24 protein-coding genes are annotated in these 24,580 nt (G+C 68.5%); 11 read left to right on the top strand and 13 right to left on the bottom strand.

Going from position 1 to position 24,580, the window contains the following annotated elements; translation table 11 throughout:
* Window positions 1-93 precede the first annotated feature (93 nt).
* Window positions 94-552, bottom strand: a complete 459-nt coding sequence (locus tag AC5P9P_RS16840; RefSeq protein ID WP_024958198.1) for a hypothetical protein — start codon at window positions 550-552, stop codon at window positions 94-96.
* Window positions 553-736: 184 nt separating this feature from the next.
* Here AC5P9P_RS16840 and AC5P9P_RS16845 point away from each other — a divergent pair, with 184 nt between their 5' ends.
* The 4 genes from AC5P9P_RS16845 (at window position 737) to AC5P9P_RS16860 (ending at window position 3,336) form a co-directional block, all read left to right on the top strand.
* A complete protein-coding gene (locus tag AC5P9P_RS16845) occupies window positions 737-985 on the top strand; it encodes a hypothetical protein (protein ID WP_005411548.1) in 249 nt (82 codons plus the stop codon).
* Between the two features lie 122 nt (window positions 986-1,107).
* Window positions 1,108-2,025 carry a bestrophin family protein gene (locus AC5P9P_RS16850; protein WP_111109185.1) on the top strand — a complete coding sequence of 306 codons (918 nt, stop codon included), beginning with the start codon at window positions 1,108-1,110 and terminating at the stop codon, window positions 2,023-2,025.
* A 19-nt stretch (window positions 2,026-2,044) separates the two neighbouring features.
* Window positions 2,045-3,034 carry a porphobilinogen synthase gene (gene hemB, locus AC5P9P_RS16855; protein ID WP_049403672.1) on the top strand — a complete coding sequence of 330 codons (990 nt, stop codon included), beginning with the start codon at window positions 2,045-2,047 and terminating at the stop codon, window positions 3,032-3,034.
* Window positions 3,035-3,066: 32 nt separating this feature from the next.
* Complete coding sequence (locus AC5P9P_RS16860) at window positions 3,067-3,336, top strand: hypothetical protein (RefSeq protein ID WP_005411545.1); 270 nt, start codon at window positions 3,067-3,069, stop codon at window positions 3,334-3,336.
* 83 nt (window positions 3,337-3,419) lie between these two features.
* Here AC5P9P_RS16860 and AC5P9P_RS16865 read toward each other — a convergent pair whose 3' ends face one another.
* A complete protein-coding gene (locus tag AC5P9P_RS16865) occupies window positions 3,420-4,283 on the bottom strand; it encodes a TolB-like translocation protein (protein ID WP_231522514.1) in 864 nt (287 codons plus the stop codon).
* 48 nt (window positions 4,284-4,331) lie between these two features.
* Between AC5P9P_RS16865 and aroE the strand changes: the two genes are divergently transcribed.
* The 3 genes from aroE to dinG all read left to right on the top strand — a co-directional run bounded on the left by aroE (window position 4,332) and on the right by dinG (window position 7,804).
* Entirely contained in the window at window positions 4,332-5,177 is an 846-nt protein-coding gene (aroE, locus tag AC5P9P_RS16870) for a shikimate dehydrogenase (protein ID WP_033833778.1), read from the top strand.
* Between the two features lie 3 nt (window positions 5,178-5,180).
* Window positions 5,181-5,534 (top strand): hypothetical protein, encoded by a 354-nt coding sequence (locus AC5P9P_RS16875; RefSeq protein WP_005411542.1) that lies wholly within the window; start codon window positions 5,181-5,183, stop codon window positions 5,532-5,534.
* Between the two features lie 167 nt (window positions 5,535-5,701).
* Window positions 5,702-7,804, top strand: coding sequence for an ATP-dependent DNA helicase DinG (gene dinG / locus AC5P9P_RS16880; protein WP_495232974.1), 2,103 nt, complete (start codon window positions 5,702-5,704; stop codon window positions 7,802-7,804).
* Window positions 7,805-7,933: 129 nt separating this feature from the next.
* On the opposite strand, the gene ilvD is transcribed toward dinG, so the two are convergent.
* A complete protein-coding gene (gene ilvD / locus AC5P9P_RS16885; protein ID WP_049403676.1) occupies window positions 7,934-9,772 on the bottom strand; it encodes a dihydroxy-acid dehydratase in 1,839 nt (612 codons plus the stop codon).
* A gap of 318 nt (window positions 9,773-10,090) precedes the next feature.
* Here ilvD and AC5P9P_RS16890 point away from each other — a divergent pair, with 318 nt between their 5' ends.
* The 3 genes from AC5P9P_RS16890 to AC5P9P_RS16900 are packed head-to-tail and all read left to right on the top strand — an operon-like array spanning window position 10,091 to window position 12,496.
* Window positions 10,091-10,663, top strand: a complete 573-nt coding sequence (locus AC5P9P_RS16890) for a DUF1190 domain-containing protein (RefSeq protein ID WP_005411539.1) — start codon at window positions 10,091-10,093, stop codon at window positions 10,661-10,663.
* Between the two features lie 7 nt (window positions 10,664-10,670).
* A complete protein-coding gene (locus AC5P9P_RS16895) occupies window positions 10,671-11,849 on the top strand; it encodes a glutathionylspermidine synthase family protein (protein ID WP_012481554.1) in 1,179 nt (392 codons plus the stop codon).
* Entirely contained in the window at window positions 11,849-12,496 is a 648-nt protein-coding gene (locus AC5P9P_RS16900) for a hypothetical protein (protein ID WP_049403677.1), read from the top strand. The genes AC5P9P_RS16895 and AC5P9P_RS16900 overlap by 1 nt, the downstream gene beginning before the upstream one ends.
* Before the next feature lie 153 nt (window positions 12,497-12,649).
* Here the strand turns inward: AC5P9P_RS16900 and AC5P9P_RS16905 are convergent, their stop codons facing one another.
* The 10 genes from AC5P9P_RS16905 to baeS all read right to left on the bottom strand — a co-directional run bounded on the left by AC5P9P_RS16905 (window position 12,650) and on the right by baeS (window position 23,262).
* Window positions 12,650-13,948 (bottom strand): DUF58 domain-containing protein, encoded by a 1,299-nt coding sequence (locus tag AC5P9P_RS16905; RefSeq protein ID WP_049403678.1) that lies wholly within the window; start codon window positions 13,946-13,948, stop codon window positions 12,650-12,652.
* The gene (locus tag AC5P9P_RS16910; protein ID WP_033833772.1) at window positions 13,945-14,931 is read right to left on the bottom strand and encodes an AAA family ATPase; all 987 of its coding nucleotides are present in this window, start codon (window positions 14,929-14,931) and stop codon (window positions 13,945-13,947) included. Before AC5P9P_RS16910 ends, AC5P9P_RS16905 begins: the two co-directional genes overlap by 4 nt.
* Window positions 14,928-16,112: a DUF4350 domain-containing protein gene (locus tag AC5P9P_RS16915; protein WP_033833771.1), complete on the bottom strand. Its 1,185-nt coding sequence runs from the start codon at window positions 16,110-16,112 to the stop codon at window positions 14,928-14,930. The genes AC5P9P_RS16910 and AC5P9P_RS16915 overlap by 4 nt, the downstream gene beginning before the upstream one ends.
* The gene (locus tag AC5P9P_RS16920) at window positions 16,109-17,731 is read right to left on the bottom strand and encodes a DUF4129 domain-containing protein (RefSeq protein WP_049403685.1); all 1,623 of its coding nucleotides are present in this window, start codon (window positions 17,729-17,731) and stop codon (window positions 16,109-16,111) included. Before AC5P9P_RS16920 ends, AC5P9P_RS16915 begins: the two co-directional genes overlap by 4 nt.
* On the bottom strand, window positions 17,721-18,713 hold the full coding sequence (locus tag AC5P9P_RS16925) for a stage II sporulation protein M (RefSeq protein ID WP_164135164.1): 993 nt from the start codon (window positions 18,711-18,713) through the stop codon (window positions 17,721-17,723). The genes AC5P9P_RS16920 and AC5P9P_RS16925 overlap by 11 nt, the downstream gene beginning before the upstream one ends.
* Entirely contained in the window at window positions 18,710-19,399 is a 690-nt protein-coding gene (locus tag AC5P9P_RS16930) for an RDD family protein (RefSeq protein WP_005414811.1), read from the bottom strand. The genes AC5P9P_RS16925 and AC5P9P_RS16930 overlap by 4 nt, the downstream gene beginning before the upstream one ends.
* A gap of 123 nt (window positions 19,400-19,522) precedes the next feature.
* The gene (locus AC5P9P_RS16935; RefSeq protein ID WP_033833769.1) at window positions 19,523-20,053 is read right to left on the bottom strand and encodes a gamma carbonic anhydrase family protein; all 531 of its coding nucleotides are present in this window, start codon (window positions 20,051-20,053) and stop codon (window positions 19,523-19,525) included.
* Window positions 20,054-20,219: 166 nt separating this feature from the next.
* Complete coding sequence (locus AC5P9P_RS16940; RefSeq protein WP_495232975.1) at window positions 20,220-21,041, bottom strand: nucleotidyltransferase domain-containing protein; 822 nt, start codon at window positions 21,039-21,041, stop codon at window positions 20,220-20,222.
* Between the two features lie 131 nt (window positions 21,042-21,172).
* Entirely contained in the window at window positions 21,173-21,862 is a 690-nt protein-coding gene (locus AC5P9P_RS16945; RefSeq protein WP_005414809.1) for a response regulator, read from the bottom strand.
* Window positions 21,859-23,262 (bottom strand): sensor histidine kinase efflux regulator BaeS, encoded by a 1,404-nt coding sequence (baeS, locus tag AC5P9P_RS16950; RefSeq protein ID WP_033833768.1) that lies wholly within the window; start codon window positions 23,260-23,262, stop codon window positions 21,859-21,861. Before baeS ends, AC5P9P_RS16945 begins: the two co-directional genes overlap by 4 nt.
* Window positions 23,263-23,379: 117 nt before the next feature.
* Between baeS and smeA the strand changes: the two genes are divergently transcribed.
* On the top strand, window positions 23,380-24,576 hold the full coding sequence (gene smeA, locus AC5P9P_RS16955) for a multidrug efflux RND transporter periplasmic adaptor subunit SmeA (RefSeq protein WP_033833767.1): 1,197 nt from the start codon (window positions 23,380-23,382) through the stop codon (window positions 24,574-24,576).
* The last annotated feature ends 4 nt before the right edge of the window (window positions 24,577-24,580 follow it).

Raw genomic sequence — 24,580 nt, forward strand, 5'->3', positions numbered from 1 at the left:
CCAACCAAGGTTGGCACCCACCAGAGTGATGTGTTGGCTGTTGCAGGGATGTGCCGGCCAGCGGCCGGCACTACCTGCGGTGACGCTGCTGCGTCACCGCTGCGGGGTAATCACCTGTGTCGGCAACCGCGCCGGCGGTGCCGGATTCGGCACCCAGATCGCGACGCCTGCGGCGCGCTTCTGCGTGGTCGGAATCCCGATGCCGACGCCACCACCGACGTGCGAGCCGAACGTGCCCGCGCCCACCGACATGCCTACCGGCGAACCGCTGCTGCCCACGCCCATCAGCACCACGCCGTTGGCGCCCAGCGCTGCGGCTTCACGCTTCAGGCGGGCCACGGCGGCGTCGGTCTGGCCTTGGGTGCCGAAGCCGACGGCGGAAGACGATTCCAGCTGGGCGATTTCCTGGGAGCCGGCCGGTGGCGTCGAATAGATCTGCACCAGCGCCGGATCGATCGGTGCGCGCGCGCGGCCCAGCATCACCTTGGAGGTGCTGGCACAGCCGGCGGCGACCAGCAGCATGGCCGCCAACGCGGCCCAACGGATGTTCATGGCACTTCCCCTGCAGGACTGGTTGCGATGATCGGCGGGCCACTCTGAATCGGCGCCAACACCCGGGCCGGGGCACGCACGACAGCACGCTAGCACGGGCCGGGTGACAGCCCCGCCAATGGCAGTAGGCGGCGGCAACGGGAACGATTATGGTGGGGCCAGGAACCAACTGCGGGAGAGCGGCATGGGTGTGATCAGTCTGTTGTGGGGCGTATTGGCGCTGTTGTGGATGATCCTGGCGTTGATTCCGCTGCTGGGCTGGGGCAACTGGTTCCTGATCCCGTTCGCTGCGGTCGGTGCGGTGATCGCCGCGCTGGGCATCCTGTTCACCCACCCGAGCAAGCGTGGCCGGGCGTGGGCCGGGTTGGTCCTGAACGGTATCGTGGTGGTGGTCGGCATCCTGCGTCTTGGCCTGGGCGGCGGCGTGGTCTGAGCCCGGTCCCGGGTGCGACAGGGCGTCGCAGGCACACGGCCGATGGCCGGGCGGGGGCGTACAATGAATGGCTGCGCGAGCCCCCCGCGTGCCTGTGAATCCGCGCCCCGCGCGGCTGCCCCATGATCATCCGACCCCGTCCCCACGGCTGGCAACTGCTGTACATCCTGCGCGGTTCGATCGTCAAAGCGATCGCGCCGAAGGTGCTGGCCATCCTGATCCTGTCCATCGCCGTGGCTGCGGTGGTCGAACTGGCGCCCCCCACCGGCATCGAACGCGTGTCGGTGACCCCGTTCACCCTGCTTGGCCTGGTGCTGTCGATCTTCCTCAGCTTCCGCAACAGCGCCTGCTACGACCGCTGGTGGGAAGGACGCAAGCTGTGGGGCCAGCTGATCTACGAATCGCGTTCGCTGGCGCGCCAGGTAAACCTGCTGCTGGCCGACGACGCGGGCCGTCGTCGTCGCGTCGCCTACCTCACCACCGCGTTCGCCCATGCGCTGGCGGCGCGACTGCGTGGTCGCATCGTCGCCCTGGCAGCACTGCCGTGGCTGGACAAGCGCCAGCGCGAACAGCTGGGCCAGCGCGAGAACGTGCCCGATGCACTGCTGGCGATGATCGCGGCCGAACTGGCGCATGTGCTGCGCGCCGGCCAGCTCGAGCCCATCCTCTACACCCAGCTGGAAGAGCGCCTGCACGCGATGTCGTCGATCCAGGCCGGCTGCGAGCGCATCCTCACCACGCCGCTGCCGTTCGCCTACACCCTGCTGCTGCACCGCTGCGCGTGGATGTTCTGCGTGCTGCTGCCGTTCGGCCTGGCCAGTTCGCTGGGCTGGGGCACGCCGGTGCTGTCGGCGGTGCTGGCCTATGCCTTCTTCGGCCTGGACCAGCTGGGCGAAGAAATGGAAGACCCCTTCGGCCTTGAGCCGAACGATCTGCCGCTGGACGCGCTGGTGCGCACGATCGAGATCGACCAGCTCGATGCGCTCGGCGAACGCCCGTTGCCCGAACCCCTGCTGCCGCAGGGCTACCTGTTGCAATAGCCACTCCTCGGAGCCTGCCATGTCCCACCCACTGTATCGCCCGCGCCGCATGCGCCACGACGAGTTCTCGCGCCGCCTGATGCGCGAGAACACGCTGACCACCGACGACCTGATCTACCCGGTGTTCGTGCACGAACTGGCCGGCCGCGCCGCAGTGCCGTCGATGCCGGGCGTGGAGCGGCTGTCGATCGAAGAACTGCTGAAGGTGGCCGAAGAGGCGCTGGAGCTGGGCATTCCGGTGATCGACCTGTTTCCGGTGATCGACCCGTCGCTGAAATCGCTGGATGCATCGGCGGCGTGGGCCGAGGACGGCCTGGCGCAACGCGCGATCCGCGCGCTGAAGTCGCGCTTCCCGGAACTGGGGGTGATGACCGATGTGGCGCTGGACCCGTACACCACCCACGGCCAGGACGGCATCATCGACGACAAGGGCTATGTACTGAACGACATCACCGTCGAAGCGCTGGTCAAGCAGTCGGTGTCGCATGCCGAAGCCGGCGTCGACATCGTTTCGCCGTCGGACATGATGGATGGCCGCATCGGCGCGATCCGCCGTGCGCTGGATGCCGACAACCACGTCAACGTGCGCATCATGGCTTACTCGGCCAAGTACGCCTCGGCGTTCTACGGTCCGTTCCGTGATGCGGTGGGCAGCGCGGCCAGCCTCGGCAAGGCCGACAAGAAGACCTACCAGATGGACCCGGCCAACGGCGACGAGGCCCTGCGCGAGATCGCGCTGGACCTGGAAGAGGGCGCCGACATGGTGATGGTCAAGCCGGGCATGCCGTACCTGGACCTGGTGCGCCGGGTGAAGGAAAAATTCGGCGTGCCGACCTTCGCCTATCAGGTCAGTGGCGAGTACGCGATGATGAAGGCCGCCTTCGCCAACGGCTGGCTGGACGAGCGCGCCTGCGTGCTGGAGTCGCTGCTGGGCTTCAAGCGGGCCGGTGCCGATGGCGTGCTGACCTATTTCGCGCCGCAGGTGGCGCGATGGCTGCGCGAGCGCTGACAATAGCGCCACGATAGACGGAGGACTGCGCGATGGGACCCGAACTGGGATGGATGCAATGGCTGATCTGGGGCACCGGCACGCTGGTGTTCGGCGCCATCATCGTCGGTGTCTTCATCGCCGCCTGGCGCGCGGGCAAGCGCCCACCGGAGCAGCTCTCCGCCGCCCGCCACGTGGCCCGTGAGCAGGCCCTGCCGGACAGCGTGCAGGCCGAGCTGGCCGCGCTGAACCAGCGCAAGGACAATGGCCAGCTGAGCGAGATGGAGTACGAGCAGTTGCGCGCCAAGGTGTTGTCGCGCTGACGGGCAATGCCCGGGGTCGGATCCCTTTCCGCAGGAAAGGGCTCTGATCCCCTTCGCGGGCGCCATCCACGCGCGGCGTGGATCTACCGCACGCACCCGGCCACCGCCGCCACCTTCGGCACCGCCAACCGGTACACGTCCACGCCACCGGCACGCGGTGCCCTGGCCGCGCTGCTGGCCACCATCATTTCGCCTGGCTTGGCGTTGTCGATCACCGGCGCGCCGGTCCAGCCGCCGGTCTGGTTGAACGACAGTCCCAACGGTTGCAGGGCCGCGCCACTCCACGCGCAGCCGCTGCTCCACACCTGTGCGGTTGCGCCGTTGCCGCGGCTGAACACCACCGCGCCATCGTTGCCCAGCCAGTCGCCGTCGGTCTCGTCGTCGGCGCTGTTCAACGCTGTCAATGCGGTGGCCGGGCCGCGCATGCCCTGCGCATCCAGCGTCGCCACGAACAGGTTCCAGCCGGCGCCACGGCCCTGTTGGCGGGCAAACAGCAGCCGCGTGCCGTCCGCGCTCAGGGCCGGCCCGCGCTCTTCGTGGCGTCCACCGTCGCCGGCCATGGGGTGCGCCTTGCCCAGCCGGCCATCTGCTTCCACCGCAGCCCGGTACAGCGCCAGCGCGCCTTCGCGGCCGGCGGCGAACAACAGCCAGCGGCCGTCGCGGCTGAAGTAGGGATCGCGGGCCTCGCCGGCCACGCCTACCGGCAGGGCCTGCGCCTGCTGCCAGCGGCCATCGACCACGCGCGCCTCCCACAGGCCCCAGCCGGCTTCGCCGCGGCGGGCGAAGACGATGCGCCGGCCATCGGCACTGATCGTGGCGCGGCCCTCGTCGGCGCGGGTCGAGACCACGCCCATGCCTTCGATGCCGTACTCGTTCAACGCCATCGCCACGGGGGCAGAGAGTAGACTGGCGGCAAGCACCAGCAGGGGCGGGGTGATGCGCATCATCCGGGTCCGTGCACGAAAGAGCATCAGTCTAGCCAGCTTGAGGATTCCATGACCGACCGTTACGCCGTCTTCGGACACCCCGTTGCCCACTCGAAGTCGCCGCAGATCCACGCGACGTTCGGTCGCCAGGAAGGCATCGCGGTGGATTACCGCGCGATCGACCTGGCCCCGGAGGCGTTCCTGGCCGGCCTGGAGGCCTTCGCCGCCGACGGCGGTGTCGGCGCCAACGTCACCTCGCCGCACAAGGAGGCCGCGTTCTCGGTGTGCACCACCCTGACCGCACGCGCGCGCCGCGCCGGTTCGGTCAACACGCTGCTGCGCAAGGGCGACCGCTGGCATGGCGACACCACCGACGGCATCGGCCTGGTGCGTGACCTGACCGACCGCCATGGCCTGGACCTGCGTGGCCGCCGCATGTTGCTGATCGGTGCCGGTGGCTCCGCGCGCAGCGTCGCCCCGGCGCTGCTTGATGCCGGCATCACCGAGCTGGTGGTGGTCAACCGCACACCGGAACGCGCCGATGAACTGATCGATGCGATGGGTGAGCCGGGTCGCGCGATCAGCCGCTACTGGGAAGACCTGCGTGATCTGGGTGACTTCGAACTGATCGTCAACGCCACCTCGGCCGGCCGCGACCGCGACGTCGAGTTCAAGCTGCCGCTGTCGCTGGTCAACTCGATGACCACCGCCGTCGACCTCAACTACGGCGAAGCGGCGATCGCCTTCCTGGCCTGGGCGCGCGCCGCAGAGTGCCGCAATACGGTCGATGGCCTGGGCATGCTGGTCGAGCAGGCCGCTGAGAGTTTCCTGCAGTGGCACGGTGTGCGCCCGCAGACCGACGAGGTCTACCAGTCGCTGCGCCAGGGCTCGGCCGTGCTGGCCGGCGAGGACTGATCGATGGACGGCACAACCCTGCTGGTCACGGTGCTGAGCATGGTGGGCGTGCGCCTGCCGGTGCTGATCGCGCTGTGCGTGGGCCTGGTCTGGGTGGTCGGCGCACCGCGCGATGCCACCCGCACCGGTGCCCTGGTCGGCCTGCTGCTGTTGCTGCTGGCCAGCCTCGGCGGCATGGCGGCGGGCATCCTGCCGATGTGGATGGTCCGCAGCGGTGATTTCAGTGCCGTGTCGAGCTTGAGTGCCATCCTCGGCGTGCTGCATTTCGCGCTGGCGATGGTCGAGGCCATCGGTGTGGTGCTGGTGGTGTGGGCGCTGGTGCGCCTGCTGCGTACCCGTACGCTCCCGGCCGCCTGACCGGTCGCGCCGGGCCATGCCCGGCGTATCTGCCCCTTGGATGGTCCGGCCATTGGACCGGGACCGCCAGCGGGCGTCGTCGCTGGCCCGTTCAGGGTCCCAGCGGCGGTGAATGCGGCCGGCCATGCGACAATGCCCGGCCTGATCCAGCTACGGTAATTCCCGGCGTGACCGAAACCGTCGCCGCTCCGCGCACCCTCGATGACACCTTGAAGGACGCGATCCGCAAGGCGTACACGACGCTGCAGGCCAATACCCCCGGCTTCTCCACCCGTCGCTCGCAGAGCCAGATGATCGGCGTGGTGTCGCGTGCGCTGTCGAAAAGTGGTGGCGTCGGCGTGGTCGAGGCGCCCACCGGCGTCGGCAAGAGCCTGGGCTACCTCACCGCAGGCGTGCCGATCGCATTGGCCAGCAAGAAGAAGCTGGTGATCAGCACCGGCACCGTGGCGCTGCAGTCGCAGCTGGTCGAGCGCGATATCCCGAATTTCCTGAAAGCCACCGGCCTGGAGGCGACCGTGGCGCTGGCCAAGGGCCGTACCCGCTACCTGTGCACGCGCAATGCCGCCGAGGCGCAGGGCGAGGGCTCGCAGGGCGGCATGTTCGAGGACGACGCGCCCTTGTTCGACCGGCCACTGGCGCCGATCGAGATGGACATCGCCAAGCGCCTGACCGATGCCTTCACCGGCGGCAGCTGGGATGGCGACATCGACAACGCACCGGAGACGATCAGCCCCGGCCTGCGCAGCCGCATCACCACGCCGGCTTCGGGCTGCGCCGGGCGCCGTTGTGCCTATTCGGCGCAGTGTGCGGTGCTGCGTTCGCGCAACACCGTGCGTGACGCGCAGATCGTGGTCACCAACCACGCGCTGCTGCTGTCGGCGCTGTCGATCGGCGACAGCGACAACGGCCAGCCGTTGATCGCACCGCCGTCGGACATGCTGCTGGTGCTGGACGAAGGCCATCACATCGGCAACGTGGCGATCGACCAGGGCGCGGCCAGCCTGGCGCTGGACGAGATGGCCAAACGCACCGGTCGCCTGCAGATCCTGATCGCCGGCGCCTACCGCGCGGTCGACAAGGATCGCCTCGGCAACCTGCTGCCGAACGAAGCGATCGAGGTGGCCAGCAACGTGGCCAAGCAGCTGCGCGCGTTCCGCGATCATATCGAGCGCGTGTGGATGCCGGCGCCGGCGGACGAAGAGCCGATGTGGCGCGCGGCCAATGGGCGACTGCCCGAGGCCTGGCGCGAGCCGATCGAAGCACTGGCTGACGATACCCGCAGCCTCTACAACTGGGCGCACGCCGCCACCGCCCAGGTAGCCAAGGGCAAGCCGGACGATGCCGCGCGCGAGCGCCTGCAGCGCAACCTGGGCATGGCGCTGGAGATGATCGAGCAGCAGTACAACCTGTGGCAGGCCTGGCGCCGCGAAGACAAGGACGGTGCGCCGCCGATGGCGCGCTGGGTCACCGCCACCCGCGACGGCGATCTGGTGCTGCACGGCTCGCCGGTGTCGGCCGCGCACGTGCTGCGCAAGCTGCTGTGGGATGAAGTGGACTCGGTGGTGATGACCTCGGCGACGTTGACCGGTGGCGGCGATTTCCAGTCGCTGGCGATCGACAACGGCATCCCCGAAGAGGCCGAGATGGTCTCGCTGTCGTCACCGTTCGACCTGCCCAACCAGGCCGAACTGATCGTGCCGAAGTTCCCGGTCACTACGGACGACCGCGAAGGCCATCCGCGCGAAGTGGCGCGCTACCTCGACACCGAGCTGGACTGGGCCAAAGGCTCGATGGTGCTGTTCACCTCGCGCTGGAAGATGGAGAAGGTGGCCGGGCTGATGTCGGCCGCGCGCCGCAAGCAGGTGCTGGTTCAGGGCGAGATGTCCAAGACCCGCCTGATCGACGAGCACCTGCGCCGCGTGGCCGCAGGCGAGGGTTCGGTGCTGTTCGGGCTGAATTCGTTCGGCGAAGGCCTCGACCTGCCCGGTGAAGCCTGCACCACGGTGGTGATCACCCAGGTGCCGTTCGCGGTGCCGACCGATCCGCAGACCGCCACCCTCAGCGAATGGTTCGAGGGGCGTGGGCTGAATGCCTTCAACCTGATCGCCATTCCGCATGCGTTGCGCACGCTGACCCAGTTCGCAGGCCGCCTGATCCGCACTTCCACCGACACCGGCCGCGTGATCATCCTCGATTCGCGGCTGCTGACCCGCCGCTACGGCAAGCGCATCATCGACGCGCTGCCACCGTTCAAGCGTGTGATCGGCTGACCGGTAGTGCCGGCCGCTGGCCGGCAAAAAGGGGACGGAGGGGATTAAGTCGATTTAGGCACAAACGACTTAATTCCCTCAGCCCCTTTTCCCAGATGCCGGCCAGCGGCCGGCACTACCGTATGGCGGTCAATCGCCCAGAAGCGCGGTGTTGCGTACGGCACCCTTGTCGGCGCTGGTGGCCAGCAGTGCATAAGCCTTCAGCGCGCTGGTGACCTTGCGTGGGCGCGGTGCGCGCGGCTTCCAACCACGCGCATCGGCGTCGCTGCGGCGCTGGGCCAGCGTGGTCTCATCCAGCAGCAGGTCGATGCGGCGGGCCGGAATGTCGATGCGGATGCGGTCGCCATCTTCCACCAGGCCGATGACACCCCCGCTGGCGGCTTCCGGCGAGACATGGCCGATCGACAGGCCGGAGGTGCCGCCGGAGAAGCGGCCATCGGTGAGCAGTGCGCACTGCTTGCCCAGCCCCTTCGATTTCAGATAGCTGGTCGGGTACAGCATTTCCTGCATGCCGGGGCCGCCCTTCGGGCCTTCGTAGCGGATCACCACCACCTCGCCCGGCTGCACTTCGTCGGCGAGGATGCCGGCGACGGCGGCGTCCTGGCTTTCATAGACGCGCGCGGGGCCTTCGAACACATGGATCGACTCGTCCACGCCGGCGGTCTTCACCACGCAGCCATCCACGGCCAGGTTGCCGCGCAGCACGGCCAGCCCACCTTCCAGCGAATACGCATGCTGCAGCGAGCGGATGCAGCCCTCGGCGCGGTCTACGTCCAGCGTCGGCCAGCGCGTGGCCTGGCTGAAGGCCTCCTGGGTGGGGATGCCGGCCGGGCCGGCCTTGAAGAAGGTATGCAGGGTGTCGTTGTCGCTGCGCACCACGTCCCAGCGTTCCAGTGCTTCGGCCAGGCTGGCGCTGTGCACGGTCGGCACCGTGGTTTCGAGCAGGCCGGCGCGGTCCAGTTCACCGAGGATGCCGAACACACCGCCGGCGCGATGCACGTCCTCGATGTGGTACTTCGGCGTGTTCGGCGCCACTTTGCACAGCTGCGGGACGCGCCGCGACAGCGCGTCGATGTGGGTCAGGTTGAAGTCGACCTCCGCTTCCTGCGCGGCGGCCAGCAGGTGCAGGATGGTGTTGGTGGAGCCGCCCATGGCGATGTCGAGGGTCATCGCATTGGCAAACGCCGCCTGGGTGGCGATGCCGCGCGGCAGCGCGCTCGGGTCTTCGCCGCCATACCAGCGATGGCAGAGTTCGACGATCAGGCGGCCGGCACGGCGGAACAGCGCCTCACGGTCGGCGTGGGTGGCCAGCGTGGTGCCGTTGCCGGGCAATGACAGGCCCAGTGCTTCGGTCAGGCAGTTCATCGAGTTGGCGGTGAACATGCCCGAGCAGGAGCCGCAGGTGGGGCAGGCGCTGCGTTCGAACGCGGCCACCTTCTCGTCGGAAGCGCTGTCATCGGCAGCCACCACCATCGCATCGACCAGGTCCAGCTTGTGCTCGGACAGCTTGGTCTTGCCCGCTTCCATCGGTCCGCCGGAAACGAACACCACCGGGATGTTCAGGCGCAGCGCTGCCATCAGCATGCCGGGGGTGATCTTGTCGCAGTTGCTGATGCACACCAGCGCGTCGGCACAGTGCGCGTTGACCATGTACTCCACGGCGTCGGCGATGATCTCGCGGCTGGGCAGCGAATACAGCATGCCGTCGTGGCCCATCGCGATGCCGTCGTCCACGGCGATGGTGTTGAATTCCTTGGCGACGCCGCCGACCTGCTCGATCTCGCGCGCGACCAGCTGGCCGAGGTCCTTCAGGTGCACGTGGCCGGGCACGAACTGGGTGAAGGAGTTGGCGATGGCGATGATCGGCTTGTGGAAGTCTCCATCCTTCATGCCGGTGGCGCGCCACAGGGCGCGGGCGCCGGCCATGTTGCGGCCGGCGGTGGAGGTGCGGGAACGGTATTCGGGCATGGCTGGCGGAACGGGCGGGCCGTACGACGTGGGGGTCAGCCGATCATGGCCAATTTTTTCGGTTGCTGCTGCAACCACCGGATCACGCCCCCGCAACCGGACCCACCCCGCCTTCGACAGTCTGCTGCGATCTGTCGGGGCCGGCGCTCTGCTCCTGGTAGGTGTCGACCTTGGTCGACACGATGGATCCACGCCATGCGTGGATGATGGGGAACGACGAAAATGAAAGTCCGTTCATCTTTCGGACTTTGCCGATTCCGGTTGCTGGCCCGGATTTGGCATCATTGGGGCATTGATCCGTCGACAGGGCATGAGGCCATGAAACGTTCCCGCACCACCGCGCTGCTGCTGATGAGCGCCGCGCCGCTGCTGTTCACCGCCTGCCAGAAGGAGCCGGAGGTGAAGGTGCAGGAAGGCCTGTACACGTCGGTCGAGGCCTGCACCGAGGCCACCGGCGATCCGTCGTCGTGCCGCAATGCCTTCGCCGAAGCGCAGAAGCAGGCCGCCGATGCGGCGCCGAAGTACGCCAGCAGGGAAGCCTGCGAGAAGGATTACAAGCCGGAGCAGTGCGTGCAGCAGCACACCTCGGCCGGTACCTCGTTCATCGGCCCGATGATGATGGGCTTCTTCATGTCGCAGATGCTGAGTAACCGCGGAGGCCTGGCACCGCAGGCACCGGCGTCGGCGCCGGCCTACCAGGACAAGAACGCGGGTTGGGCGCGCCCGGCACCGGGTGGCACTGGTGGCCTGAACACCGCCAGCGGCATCGGCGCGGGCAAGGCCGGCCTGGCCCCGGTCACCAGCGAACCGAACCGTGCGGTCACTGCCAGCCGTGGTGGCTTCGGCAACACCAGCGCGCGCCGCAGCAGCAGCGGCAGCTACGGCGGCTGATCGACCCATGCAGCGCATCCGGATTGCCGAGCGTGCCCAATGGCGGGCGCGCGCGGAAGAGGCGGGTTTCCGCTTCCACACCATCGACGGCCAGCCGTACTGGGACGAAAGCGCGTACTACGCGTTCACCCTGCGCCAGATCGAGCAGGACATCGAAGACCCCAGCGCCGAGCTGCACCAGATGGCGCTGGACCTGGTCGGCGATGTCATCGCCAGCGAACGGCTGATGGACCAGCTGGCGATTCCGTCGCATTACCGCGACTGGATCGCCGACAGCTGGCGCCAGCGCCAGCCGCATCTGTACGGTCGTCTGGACCTGGCCTACGACGGTACCGGTCCGGCCAAGCTGTACGAACTGAACTACGACACGCCGACCTCGCTGTTCGAGGCCAGCTTCTTCCAATGGCAGTGGCTGGAAGACCAGCGCAACGCCGGTCGCCTGCCGCAGCACGCCGACCAGTTCAACGCGATCCACGAAACGCTGGTCGAGCGTTTCGGCGAACTGGCCACGCAGCTGCCGCCGCCGCTGTATTTCAGTGCCGTGGGCAGCTCCGAAGAAGACCGCGGCACCGTCGACTATCTGCGCGACTGTGCATCGCAGGCCGGCCTGCATGGCCAGGCCATCGCCATCGAGGACATTGGCCTGTCCGAGGACGGCCGCTTCACCGCGCTGGACGATTCGGTGATCGGCACGCTGTTCAAGCTGTACCCGCTGGAAGACCTGATGGCCGAGGAATTCGGTCGCGCGCTGCCCGGTTCGGGCGTGCAGCTGCTGGAGCCGGCGTGGAAGGCGGTGTTGAGCAACAAGGGCATCCTGCCGCTGCTGTGGCAGCGTAACGTGGGCCATCCGAACCTGCTGGAAGCGCATTTCGATGACGGCAGCACGCTGGCGTCGGGCTGGGTGCGCAAGCCGCTGTTCTCGCGCGAAGGCGCGAACATCGAGATGCATCTGGCCGATGGCAGCACCCAGCGCAGCGACGGTCCCTACGATGGCCCGGCGATCATCCAGCGCGCCCATCCGCTCACCCGCTTCGAAGGCGGCTATCCGCTGATCGGCAGCTGGGTGGTGGGTGACCACGCCTGCGGCATTGGCATCCGCGAGGACGACAGCGCGATCACCCGTGACAGTGCGCGCTTCGTGCCGCATGCGATCGTTGACGAGGCGCCGACGCGGATCTACGTCTGATGACGGTGCGGCGTTGGCCTGGCCGGCATGGGCGTCCCACGCCCGTGCCGGGCCGGCATTTCGATGACGGGCGCAGCCTGCAGGCCTTCGCGGACCGCGTCGCGGTGCGTTGCCATCGCTGCGATACCCCCGGCTGGGTGGTCGCCAGCTGGAAACCCTACCGGTGGACCGCGCGATTCCGCTGCACCGGCTGCAGTTCTGCACTGGACAGTGGTGACTGGGTCGGTGCGGTCTACATGCTGGGCCGCCAACCTTGTGGATTCTGTGGGCATCAGTGGCTGCACGTGCGTCGTCGGGTTCCCGCTGGCATCCCTGCGCCGGCGTCCTTCGCTGCTCGATGTGCGCAATGTGATCGCAGTACCGATGTTTCGGTCTCGGTGCGTCCGTTGCGTGATGCCGAGCCTGCCGATCCGCACTTCGGATTGCCGCTGTGCCTGGTCGAACCGACCCGCGCAGGCCTGCTCTGGGCCTATAACGCTGAACATCTGCAGGCATTGCACGAGTACGCGAGCGCGACATTGCGCGAAAGCCGCGGCCATCACCGATCCATGTTCTCGCGCCTGCCGCAGTGGATGAAGCTGGCCCGCAATCGGGTGTTGCTGCAGCGCGCGGTGGAGCGATTGCAGCGGCGATTGTTGCAGGGGTAGTGCCGGCCGCTGGCCGGCAACCGCCGTTGGTAGATGCCGACCCTGGTCGGCGCCGTGAGTTTCGTGCCAACCAAGGTAGGCACCCACCAGGGCGATGTGGCGGTTGTTACAGGGGGGGTAGTGCCGGCCGCTGGCCGGCAATCGTTCCTGGTATCAGAGCAACCCTTCGCGCTTCACCGCCAGATAGCGCTCCACCAGTGCACCGGGCAGGGCGTCGGCGGTCACGTCCAGAACCATCACCTTCTCGCTGCGCAGCGCTTCATGCGCTTTCGCGCGCTGCTGCAGGTACAGCGCCGCGGCGCCGGCCTGTGCCGCGTCCTCCAGCGACTGCACCTCATCATCGAGGACAGCATCCAGTTCGCGCTCGCGCAGGCTGGCCACGCACACCAGGTGGCGTTTCTGCAGCAGGCGCACCGCCGCCAGCAGGTCTTCGATGTCCTCATCGCGTACGTTGCTGACCAGCATCACCAGCGCGCGCCGGCGCTGGCGCAGCGACACTTCGGTGGCGGCGGCCAGGTAGTCGGTGGCCACCGCGCGCGGCTGCAGGTCGTAGCTGGCACGCAGCAGGTGCTCGACCGTGCCCATGCCACGCTGCGGTGCCACCCAGCGGCGCTCGCCACCGGTGGCGAACAGGCCGGCAGCATCGCCCTGGCGCAGCGCCAGGTAGGCCACCACCAGAGAGGCGTTCAATGCATGATCGAAGTGCGAGAGCCCGCCTTCGCTGGCCAGCATGCGGCGGCCACTGTCGAGCATCAGCAGCAGCTGCTGGTTCTTCTCGTCCTGGTACTCGCGCGAGACCAGCTTGCGCGCACGCGCGGTGGCCTTCCAGTCCAGCTGGCGCAGGCTGTCGCCGATGCGGTACTCGCGCATCTGGTGGAAGTCGGTGCCTTCACCGCGGCGGCGCTTCACGTGTGCACCGACCAGCCGCGAGGCCTGGTCGGCACTGAACAGGGCGAAGCGGGTGAGCGGTACGAAGTTCGGATAGACCCGCACGTCCAGCGCGGGAGGCAGCGTGCGTTGCTGCCACCACAGGCGCCATGGCGAGCGCATGCGCAGATGCACGCCGTCGAAGCGGAAGCGCCCACGCTGCAGCGGCTGCAGGTGGTAGTGCAGGGTGGAGGCGCTGCCAGGCTTCAGGCGCACGCGCTGCGGCAGCGATTCCAGCGGCCAGCCGCCGGGGACCAGGTCGAACACCTGCACCGTCATCGATGCGTCCGCCTGCAGCCGCAGCGCGGCCTCGCGGCGCACGCCCAGTGCCAGTGCTTCGGGCAGCTCACGCTGGATCTGCGGCGATGGACGCCGCGTCTGCCGCCACAGATCCATCAACGCTGGCACGGCAATCGCCACCGCGGCCAGCGCCCAGCTCCAGCGCGGCAGCATGCCGCCCAGCACCAGGCCACCCAGGGCGGCCCAGGCCAGCAGCAGCGCCAGCAGCAGCGGGGCCGGCCTCATCGGCGCGGTGCTTCCACCTTGGCCAGCAGTGCACCCAGCACGTCGTCGGCGTCCTGGCCTTCGATCTGCAGTTCCGGTGCCAGCGCGATGCGATGGCGCAGCGCGGGGCGCGCGATGTCGCGCACGTCGTCGGGGGTGACGAAGTCACGGCCGGCCAACACCGCCTGCGCGCGCGAGGCACGTACCAGCGCGATGCTGCCACGCGGGCCAGCGCCGACCGCGATACCCGGCCACTGCCTCGTGGCCGCCACAATCCGCACCGCGTAGTCGATCACTTCGTCATCGACGGTGATCGCCGCCGTGGCGCGCTGCAGTTCCAGCAGCTCACCGGCGCCGAGCACGCGCGGCACCTGGCTCAGGTCGAAATCGCTGGCGGCGCGGCCGCTGGTGATCGCGGTCACCATGCGCTTCTCGTCCTCCAGCTGCGGGTAGTCGATCAGCACCTTCAGCAGGAAGCGGTCCAGCTGCGCTTCCGGCAGCGGGTAGGTGCCTTCCTGTTCCAGCGGGTTCTGCGTGGCCAGCGCCATGAACGGCGGCGCCAGGGTGAAGGCCTTGCCTTCGATGGTCACCTGGCCTTCCTGCATCACTTCCAGCAGCGCCGACTGGGTCTTGGCCGGTGCGCGGTTGATCTCGTCGGCCAGCAGCAGATTGGTGAACACCGGGCCACGACGGATCTTGAAGCTCTCGGTCTTCGGGTCGTACACCGCGTGGCCGCTGACGTCGCTGGGCATCAGGTCGGGGGTGAACTGCACGCGACCGTAGTCCAGCTCAAGTGCCTGGGCCAGCGCGCGCACCAGCAGGGTCTTGCCCAGCCCGGGCACGCCCTCGATCAGCACGTGGCCACCGGCCAGCAGGGCCACCAGGATCTGGTCCAGCACATCAGCCTGGCCGATGAAGGCGTGGCCGACGGCATCGCGGATGGCATCGACGCGTTCGATCAGGCGGGCGTTGGCGGCCGCCGGCAGCTCGGGGACTTCGGTCATAGCAGGGATCTCATCTGGAGCAGCAAGCGGATGCGCTCGCGCAGGGCGGAGGAATCGTGCGGCGGAGGGGGCGTGAGCGCGCTGGCAACGCGGCCTTGCGGCCACTTCAGCAGCTCGGCGATGGCCTGATCGCGCGGCGCGCCATCGAGTGCGGCGGCAACCGGTGCGCGCAGGCGCAGGCGGTGCAGGAACAGGGCGAGTACGGCCTCGTACAGGCGCGCGCCGTGGCCGAAACGCAGCAGCAGTTCGCCACTGGCGCGCACGTGCTCCAGCAGCGAACGGCGTTCCAGAACCGGCGACGGCAGCAGGCTGCCGAAGCGCTGCGAGCGGCCCCACAGCCAACCCAGCAGGGCCAGCAGCAACGGTGCCCACAGCGGCCAACCCTGATAGAACATGCGCGACCACAGCGACGGCGGGCGGCTGGCATAGACCAGCCAGACCGCACCCTTGCCGTAGTTCGGATCGAGCAGGTAGCGGGTCAGGTCGCGATGCGACGCGTCGTGCAGGCCGTCGCTGGCCTTGCCCCCTGCGGAGGCCAGGCGCGCCGCCGGTGAGTCCACCTCGCTGCGCATGAACTCCATGTCGGCCAGCACGCTCACCTTGCCCTGGCCATGGCGCAGGCGCGCGAACACCAGGTCGCGATCCGTGCCCCAGCGACGTTCGGCCTGCGCACTGGCGGCAAAACCCAGGGTGAAGCGACGGCCACCGCAGAATTCGACGTGGCCAGGATCGTCGTCGACATGGAACGGCTGGCAGTCGCTGCGCTGGAACAGGCTGTCCACGCCCAGCCGGTCCAGCAAGGGGCCCTGCGTGCTGCCGGCATCGTCCTCGGCCGGCGGCGGTGTACGTACCAGCAGGTGGCCGCCACCGTCGACCCAGTCCAGCAGCGCGCTGGCAACGGGCGGCGGCAGTTCGCTGCTGTCCTGCAGCAGCACCACCGTATCGTTCGGCCCCAGTGCCATCTGCTGCAGTTCCAGCCGTGGCCGCGAGTGCACGTCAATGCCATCGGCGCGCAGGGCCTGGCCGAGTACGTACAGCGGGTTGTAGGCGGCTTCGCCCTGTGGCGGCAGCCGGATCGTCTCGGTCACCCGTTCGTGCGTGCGCAGGTAGAGGATGGTCAGCGGTACACCGAACAGCACCAATGCACCGAGCAGCAGCGACCAGAACAGGCGCGGACTCATGCCTGCCACCCGTACTGCTGGCGCAGGGTATCGGCCAATGCATCGAAATCGGCGCGGCTGGGCAGGCGGCCACCGTAGGCGGCGTACTGCCACATGCGCACGATGCGCGCGAACAGGTCACGATCGGTGGCATCAGGCATGCGCCGCGACGCGCGCAGGCATTGCGCTTCGGTGGCACCAGGTGGAAGCGCGATACCGCTGCGCTCGCCCACCGTGCGCACACTGGCGCGGTACAGCAGGGCCAGCGCCTGCCGCGGCCGGCCCTGGTCCCAGAGCAGGCCAGCCTGGGTGGCCACGTCCGGCGGCAGCACCACCGGCAACTCCACCTGTTCCTCCAGCACCTTCGGTGCAGCGTCGGCCTTGCGCCGGCCACTGCCACGCAGCCATGGCAGCCACAGCCGCGCGGTCAGCAGCAGCACCAGCAGCAGGATGCCGAGCAGGCCCCACAGGCCCCATTCGGCCAGCCGTGCCAGCCAGGCGATGCCGTCCCTGCGCGCTTTGCGTTCACCTTTGCTGTTGGTGTCACGCTGCAGCTGCTTGTCTTCCTTCTTTTTTTCCTCGGCCTGCTCGATCGGCTTCCAGCGGGTGACCTCGCGGGTCGGGCGCTGCAGCGGGTCCTCATAGGCGCGGTTAACCGCTTGACGGAAACCGGCGGTGTCCACCGGCGTGCCACCGAAGATGGTGGCCGGCGTGTTGGCCGGGTCGATGGTCGGTTCATCGTCGTCGTCTTCGGCGGCGATGTTATTGGCGTTGGGCTTGCCCATTGCGCGCCCGGGCTCGGCATCTGCGTCCTGCGCATGCACCGGGGCGGAGACCAGCGGCAGTGCCAGGCACAGCAGCAGCGCCAGCGTCGATGCCGCCGGCAGCAGGCGATCGCGCAGGCGGCGCAGGGCGATTTCGACGTCCCAGGCTTCCATCTGCGTACGCCGGTTCAAGTACAGGCCAAAGCCCGCACCGACGAAGAACGGGCCGATCAGCGCCGAGGCCAGCCAGCAGGCCAGATTGAAACCGAAGCGTGCCCATGCCGGCGTGTCCTTGCCGATCATGTCCCACGCCGCACGCCAGGATTCGGACATCAGGTCCAGTGGCATGAACATGAACACTGCACCGATGGCACCAGATACCAGCACCGCTTCGAACGCCATGCAGGTCACGGTCAGCACTGTCGCCGCACCTGCGGCGCCGGCAGCCACCGCACGGCGGCGTGGACCGCGCTGGCCCGGTGCGTTGCCTTCCAGCAGGTTCACCGGCAGGCACAGGCTGCGCAGCACGCTGAAGCGACGCCAGCCCAGGTAGCCCCAGGAACCAGTGTTGCCCCAGTGGCGCTGCGCACGCAGGGCCGAAAGTGTGCTGACCGGTTCGCCGAAGATGCCGCGCGACAGCACATACAGCGGCGCACGCTCGAACAGTGGCTTGCACCACCACATCGCCAGCCAGGCCCAGCCGAAGGCATCCAGCCACCATCCCAGCGCGTTGAAGATCACGAACAACGGAGCACTGGCCAGCAGCCAGCTGCCCCACACGGCGCGCGCATGGCGGCGGGCGAGGGCACTGCCCAGCTCCATCGCTTCCCAGCCGCTGCGTGCACGCAGCACTACGTCCAGACGGTCAATGCGCATGGCCGCCTCCACGCCCGCCACGCCATAGCCACAGCAGCACGCCGGCCCAGAGCACTCCGGCGACGCCGAGCTTGGTCCATGCGGGGACTTCCGCGATCGACGACCAGAACGCTTCGATGAAGGCTGCGACCAGCAGCATGAACGCCACGCCCAGGCACAGCCGCGCACCGATGCGGCCACCGTCGACCAGCGCGTCCAGGCGGCTGCGCCGGCCCGGTGCCAGCAGCTTCATGCCCAGCTGCAGGCCGGCACCGCCGGCGATCACGATCGCGGTCAGCTCGAACGCGCCATGGCCGGCCACGAAGCGCCAGAATGGTCCACCGTGTCCGATGTGCTGCAGGTGGCCGGCCACCGCGCCGATGGTGACGCCGTTGAACAGCAGCACCAGCAGCGTACCCAGCCCGGCCAGCAGGCCGCTGGCGAAGGTGCGCAGGGCAATGCTGATGTTGTTGAGGATGTAGTGGCCGAACATCATCCAGTCGGTACCGCTGTCGCGGCCCAGTCGTTCGGCGGCAGGGTCGTACATGCGCTCCATCGCGGCGATCTGGCGGTTGTCCATCAACGTGTGGATCAGGTCCGGGTAGACCTGTACAAGCACGAAGCAGGCGATTGCCGGCAGCGCGAACATCGCCAGCGCCACCCACATGCTGCGTGCCTGGCTGCGCACGAGCAGCGGGAAGTCGGCCACGAGGAATTCCAGCGCGGCGCGCCAGCGCGTCGGCCGTGTGCGGTACAGCACACTGTGGCCCTGCTGCATCAGCTGCTGCAGGCGCTGGAGCAGCTGCGGGCTGTAACCGCGCTCGCGGGCCAGCGCCAGCTGCTGGCACAGGCGCCGGTAGCGCTGCGGGACGGCGGTATCGTCCAGTGCCAGGCCGCTGGCCTTGCGGCGCGCGCGGCGCGAGGCGCCGGCACGCAGCAGCAGCCACTGTTCCAGCTCCTGCCATTCCTGCTGGTAGCGGGCGACGAACTGTTCCTGTTTCATCGCCGCCCCAGCAGCCAGTTGGCCATGGCGTACAGGCGCAGCACGGCGACCTGGCCGTGGGTACCGGTCAGGGGCTCGGCAATGCCGGCCAGCTCCTGCTGGCGGGCCGCCGACAGCCGTGGCGCGCGCTCGGCGAAGGCCATCAGCGCGGCCTGTTCCTCCGGCCGCAGTGGCTGCGGCGGGGCCAGCACGCTGTCGATGGTAGGTGGCGGCGGCAGGTACAGCACAGGCGCGTGCACCACCACGGTGCCGGCCACCAGGTCGCCGAGGCGGCGGCCGTGCGGATCGAACAGGCTGCTGACCAGGCCCAGTGCATAGCCGAACGGCAGCATGTCCACCGTGCGCAGCAGGTTGCGGGTGATCGCCGCCATCCAGCCCACGGGCGCGCCATCGCGGGACAGCACGCGCAGGCCCAGCGCGCGCTTGCCCAGTGTGCGGCCCCACAGTGCCTCGCACACGATCGGGTAGACCCAGTAGACCAGGAACATCAGCACCAGGTTGAGGCCGGAGCCGAATTCGTCCAGCACCGCCAGCGGAATCGCCATCAGCACCAGTACCGCGATGCGCACGCCAAGATCGACCAGCCAGGCCATGGCCCGCGGCAGCGGTCCGGCTACCGGCAACTGAAGCAGCACACCCTCTGGCGTCACCACCTCACGGTAGGTATCGAGCATCGGTGCGGCCATCAGCGCGGTGGCCTTCGTTGTGGGCGCCGGAGTCCTCTCCGGCTGGCAACCACAGGCATGGGGGTCTCGACAGATCCTGGTCGGGCCCAGACTTTAGCAGAGCCGCGCGGCAGCGTTGGCTGCTCAGCCCCGGTATTCGTCCTTCAGCCGCACGTAGTGGTCGGCCGAGTACTGCAGCGACTCGATCTCCTTGTCGCTCAGCGTGCGTGCCGGCCGGGCAGGGTTGCCGACCCACAGCTCGCCTTCGCCCACCACCTTGCCGGGGCCGATCACCGCACCGGCGCCGACGAAGCCATGGCGCTCCACGCGGGCACCGTCGAGGATGCAGGCGCCCATGCCGATCAGGCTGTAATCGCCGATCGTGCAGGCGTGGATGATGCAGCCGTGGCCGACGGTCACGCCTTCGCCGATCAGGGTCGGGTAGCCGGCCTTGTTGTACGGGCTGTGGTGGCTGACGTGGATGATGGTGCCGTCCTGCACGTTGGTGCGTGCACCGATGCGTACGTAATTGACGTCACCGCGGATGACCGTGCCCGGCCACACCGACACGTCGTCGCCCAGTTCCACGTCGCCGATGATCGTGCACGACGGGTCGATGTACACGCGCTCGCCGAGGACGGGCATCTTGTCGCGGAAGGGGCGCAGCGGGTTCATCGGGGTCTCCGGAAATCAGGGCGTTCGCGACGATGATACCCGCGTGGTCCGCACGCCGCGTGCCTGCCGCGGGTAGTGCCGGCCGCTGGCCGGCAACCACGGAAATCCAGGCGTGCCGCGCGGTTGCCGGCCAGCGGCCGGCACTACCAGAGGCAGGTGCGGCTCTTCATTCAGGCGCGTGCTCGGCCAGCATCTGCCGGAACAGCTCATCCAGCCACGCAGCATCACCTCGTCCGGCGGGCAGCTGTGGCGCCTGCGCAGTCCGGATGGCCAGTTCACGATCGATGTAGTCGCTGATCGCCGCAATGCGCGGCCCGGCGGCGACCTCGGCGCTGGCCCGCTTGACCGCCAGCAGGGCATCGATGACTTCACGCACCGCACCGTCTGGCAGCAGCCGGTCCAGCAGATCCTCGAAGGCCATCGGCGGGGGTGTCTGTTCGTGCTCTATCCACTGGCAGGCCAGCAGTGGGCGCAGCACGTACAGGTACTTCTTGGTGCGCACCGTTTCGCCACGCAGGTAGCCGCGATGGTTCGAGCGCGCCATGTTGAAGTAGTGCCACCAGGTGCCCAGCGGTGAATGGAACGCTTTCGCTGCTTCCCACAACTGTGACACCGCCGCCTGATCCTGCTGGTAGACGATCGGCGAGCGCAGCCACTCGATCAGTGTCGGATTGGATTTTGAAACCAGTCGCAGTGCCTTGCGCAGGTCCCAGCCGCTCACGTCGAGCTCATCGTCGATCGGCAGTTCGATCACATCGCGCTGCGCTTCGCCGGGACCGGTGCTCTCGTTGACGCTGAGATACCAAGGCTGGCGATGCACGTAGATGAAGCGCGCGTCGTAGTCGCTGTGGGGCGAGGAAAAGCCCCAGCCGCGGCTGCCCGACTCGCACGCCAGCAGCACGCGTACGTCGTAGCGCTGTTCGATGTCAGCCAGGGTGGAAAGGATGGCGGCGCGCTTGTCCGGCGCGATCGGGTGGATGTCGTCCATGCAGTTGTGTTCGTAATGTCGAGCGTGCTCGACTGTAACGCAGGTGCGCACCGGTAGTGCCGGCCGCTGGCCGGCAACCACGGAAATCCAGGCGTACCGCGCGGTTGCCGGCCAGCGGCCGGCACTACCGGCTAGGGTTCGTAGCTGTAGCCCATGCCGTACACCGAACGGATCGGCTCGCCTTCCATGCCGGCGTCGGCCAGCTTGCGGCGCAGGTTGCGCACATGGCTGTCGACGGTGCGGTCGACCACCACGCGATGGTCCAGGTACAGGCGGTCGAGCAGTTCATCGCGCGCCCAGATCCGGCCCGGGGTGGCCAGCAGCGTGCGCAGCAGGCGGTACTCCACCGGCGTCAGGTCCAGGCCCTTGCCGTTCCAGGTGGCGCGTGCGGCCGGCTCGTCGATGTGCAGGCCACCGTTGGCGCGCGCACCCGGGTCCGGGCGGTAGCGGCGCAGCACCGCCATTACCCGCGCGACCACTTCGCGCGGACTGAACGGCTTGCAGATGTAGTCGTCGGCGCCGATCTCCAGGCCCAGCAGGCGGTCGATCTCTTCCACCCGTGCGGTGACCATGATGACCGGTACATCGCTGCTGGCACGCAGTTCGCGGCACAGGTCCACACCGTCGCGCTGCGGCAGCATCAGGTCCAGCAGCACCAGGTCGGGCTGGTAGCGCGCGAATGCGTCGATCACCTGGCCACCGTCGTCCACCCACTCGCTGGCCATGCCGGCGGCGGCCAGGTAGTCGCGCAGTACCGAGGCCAGGCGCGGCTCGTCCTCGACGATCAGGATCTTCGTGGACGTGGCGGGCGACGTGCTCATGCAGGCTCCGGCAGGCTGATGACCACGCGCAGCCCGCCCAGCGGCGAGGGCGCGGCGTGGATGACGCCGTGGTGGGCGAGGATGATGTTGTGGCTGATGGCCAGGCCCAGCCCGCTGCCGCCACTGGCGCGGTTGCGCGAACTTTCCACGCGGTAGAAGCGTTCGAACAGCAGTGCACACTTGTCGGGCGGAACGCCCGGCGCGGTGTCTTCCACGACCAGCTGCACGCCGGCAGGCACGCGCGCTGCCTGCACGCGTACGCGGCCACCGGCATGGGTGTAGCGCAGTGCGTTTTCCAGCAGATTGGCCAGCACCTGCTGCAGGCGCCGTTCGTCACCGGACACCTGCAACGGCGTGGCGGGCAGGTCTTCTTCCAACGCCAGGCCTGCATTGGCGAAGCGCACGCGCATGCCATTGAGTTCGCTGCGCAGCAGCGCCACCAGGTCCAGTGGCGCGAAGCGGTACGCCAGGCCGCCGGACTGGGTCATCGACAGGTCGTGCAGGTCGTCGATCAGCTTGCCCAGCTGGCGGATCTCGCCCTGCAGGCCCACCAGGTTGGCCCGGTCCAGCGGACGGATGCCATCTTCGATCGCCTCCAGCTCGGCGCGCACCACGGCCAATGGCGTGCGCAGCTCATGCGAGATGTCGGCAATGAAGGCGCGGCGGTTGCGTTCGGTATCGTCCAGCGCCTGCGCCATCCGGTTGAAGTCGTTGACCAGCGCGTCCAGCTCATCGTCACTGGTGCGCTCGATGCGGGTGGCGTAGTCACCGGCGGCCAACCGGTGGGTGGCAGCGGCCAGCTTGGCAAGGCGCTGGCGCAGCGCACGCGATACCAGCCAGGCCAGCAGTACCGTCACCAGCAGTAGCGCGATGCCGATCACCCACCAGGCGCGCACCTGGGTGTTGTAGAAATTCAGGTCGTTGGTGGCGATGACGGTCTGGAACGGCACCATGCCCAGCCAACCGACGGTCTGCCCGTCCACCTGCACCGCATGCGGCTCGTCATCGCTGGTGGCGTCGGGGTTGCCGGCCACGAAACGGTGCTGCGCGTCGAACAGGCCCAGGCGCGACGGCACGCCGGTCTGGTCGGACAGCGACGGCACCGGTCCTTCGTGCCCATGGGCCAGGTCCGGGCGCAGCAGCCGCGCCCAGCGGTCGCCATCACCGTGCAGATGCTCCCAGCCACCGTGCTCGCGGTACTCGCGCTGCAGGTGTGGCATCAGCCGCTGCATGCGCAGGTCGCCCTGGTCGTTGAGGTAGTCCAGGAAGCCGGTCTGGAAGGCCACGCGGCTGGCAACACCGTTCACTGCCAGCACCAGCAGGCAGGCGGTGAAGATCGCGAGGAAGGTCTTCGCGGTCAGGCCGAATTTGAGTTGGAACTTCGCCATCGCGAAGGCCATTAGCGGCGCATGCGGCGCCGAAAGCAAGCGCCAGCTGAGCCCGTCGCACAATCTCCATATTCTCTGCACAGTTTCACGGCAGCGTGCACGGGTCAACGCAAGGCCCCCACACCCCCCATGTCCCTCCTGCGCACGCTGTCCCGTTCCCCGCGTCCCCTGCTGTTGCCCCTGCTGCTGGCTCTGGCGGCCTGTTCGGCGGGCAGGACCGATGCCCCGGCCATGCCCGAAGTGGGCGTCATCATCGCCCGCGCGCAGCCGCTGGCACTCCAGCAGACCTTGCCCGGCCGTGCCGTGCCGTTCGAGATCTCCGAGGTGCGGCCGCAGGTCGGCGGCCTGATCCGCCAGCGGTTGTTCACCGAAGGCCAGCAGGTCAAGGCAGGGCAGCTGCTGTACCAGGTCGACCCGGCACCGTACCAGGCGGCCTTCGATACCGCGCGCGGGCAGCTGGCGCAGGCCGAGGCTACCGTGTTGTCGGCACAGCCGAAGGCCGAGCGTACCCGCGCGCTGGTGAGCATGGATGCAGCCAGCAAGCAGGACGCCGACGATGCCACCTCGGCATTGAAGCAGGCGCAGGCCAACGTGATTGCCGCGCGCGCTGCATTGCAGGCTGCCCGCATCAACCTCGACTACACCCGGGTGACCGCCCCCATCGACGGCCGCATCGGCACCTCCAGCGTCACCGCCGGCGCGCTGGTCGCGGCCGGCCAGGATACGGCACTGGCCACCATCCAGCGGCTGGACCCGGTGTACCTGGATGTCACCCAGTCCAGCACGCAGATTCTGGCGCTGCGCAAGCAGCTCGATGCGGGCCTGGTGAAGGCCATCGATGGCAAGGCACAGGTAAAGGTGCTGCTGGAGGACGGCAGCACCTACGCGCATGAAGGCACCTTGGAGTTCGTCGGCAGCGCAGTGGATCCGGGCACCGGCAACGTGAAGCTGCGCGCGGTCATTCCGAACCCGGACGGCCTGCTGTTGCCGGGCATGTACCTGAAGGCGGTGCTGCCGATGGCCACCGACGCGCGTGCCCTGCTGGTGCCGCAGAAGGCGGTGGTGCGCAACGAACGCGGCGAACCGCTGCTGCGCCTGCTCGACGCCAAGGATCATGTGGTCGAGCGCCGTGTCAGCACCGGCCAGGTGGTCGGTAACCAGTGGCAGATCACCAGCGGCCTCAAGGCTGGCGAACGGGTGATCGTCAGCAACGGCAGCGCGGTATCGCTCGGCCAGCAGGTGAAAGCGGTGGCGGCCACGACGGCGCAGTTGGCGGCGATGCCGGCGGTCGATCCGAACGGCAACACCGACGAAAAGTCGCACTGAGGCC

The sequence above is a fragment of the Stenotrophomonas sp. YJH_SMC_14-1 genome, assembly GCF_059372275.1.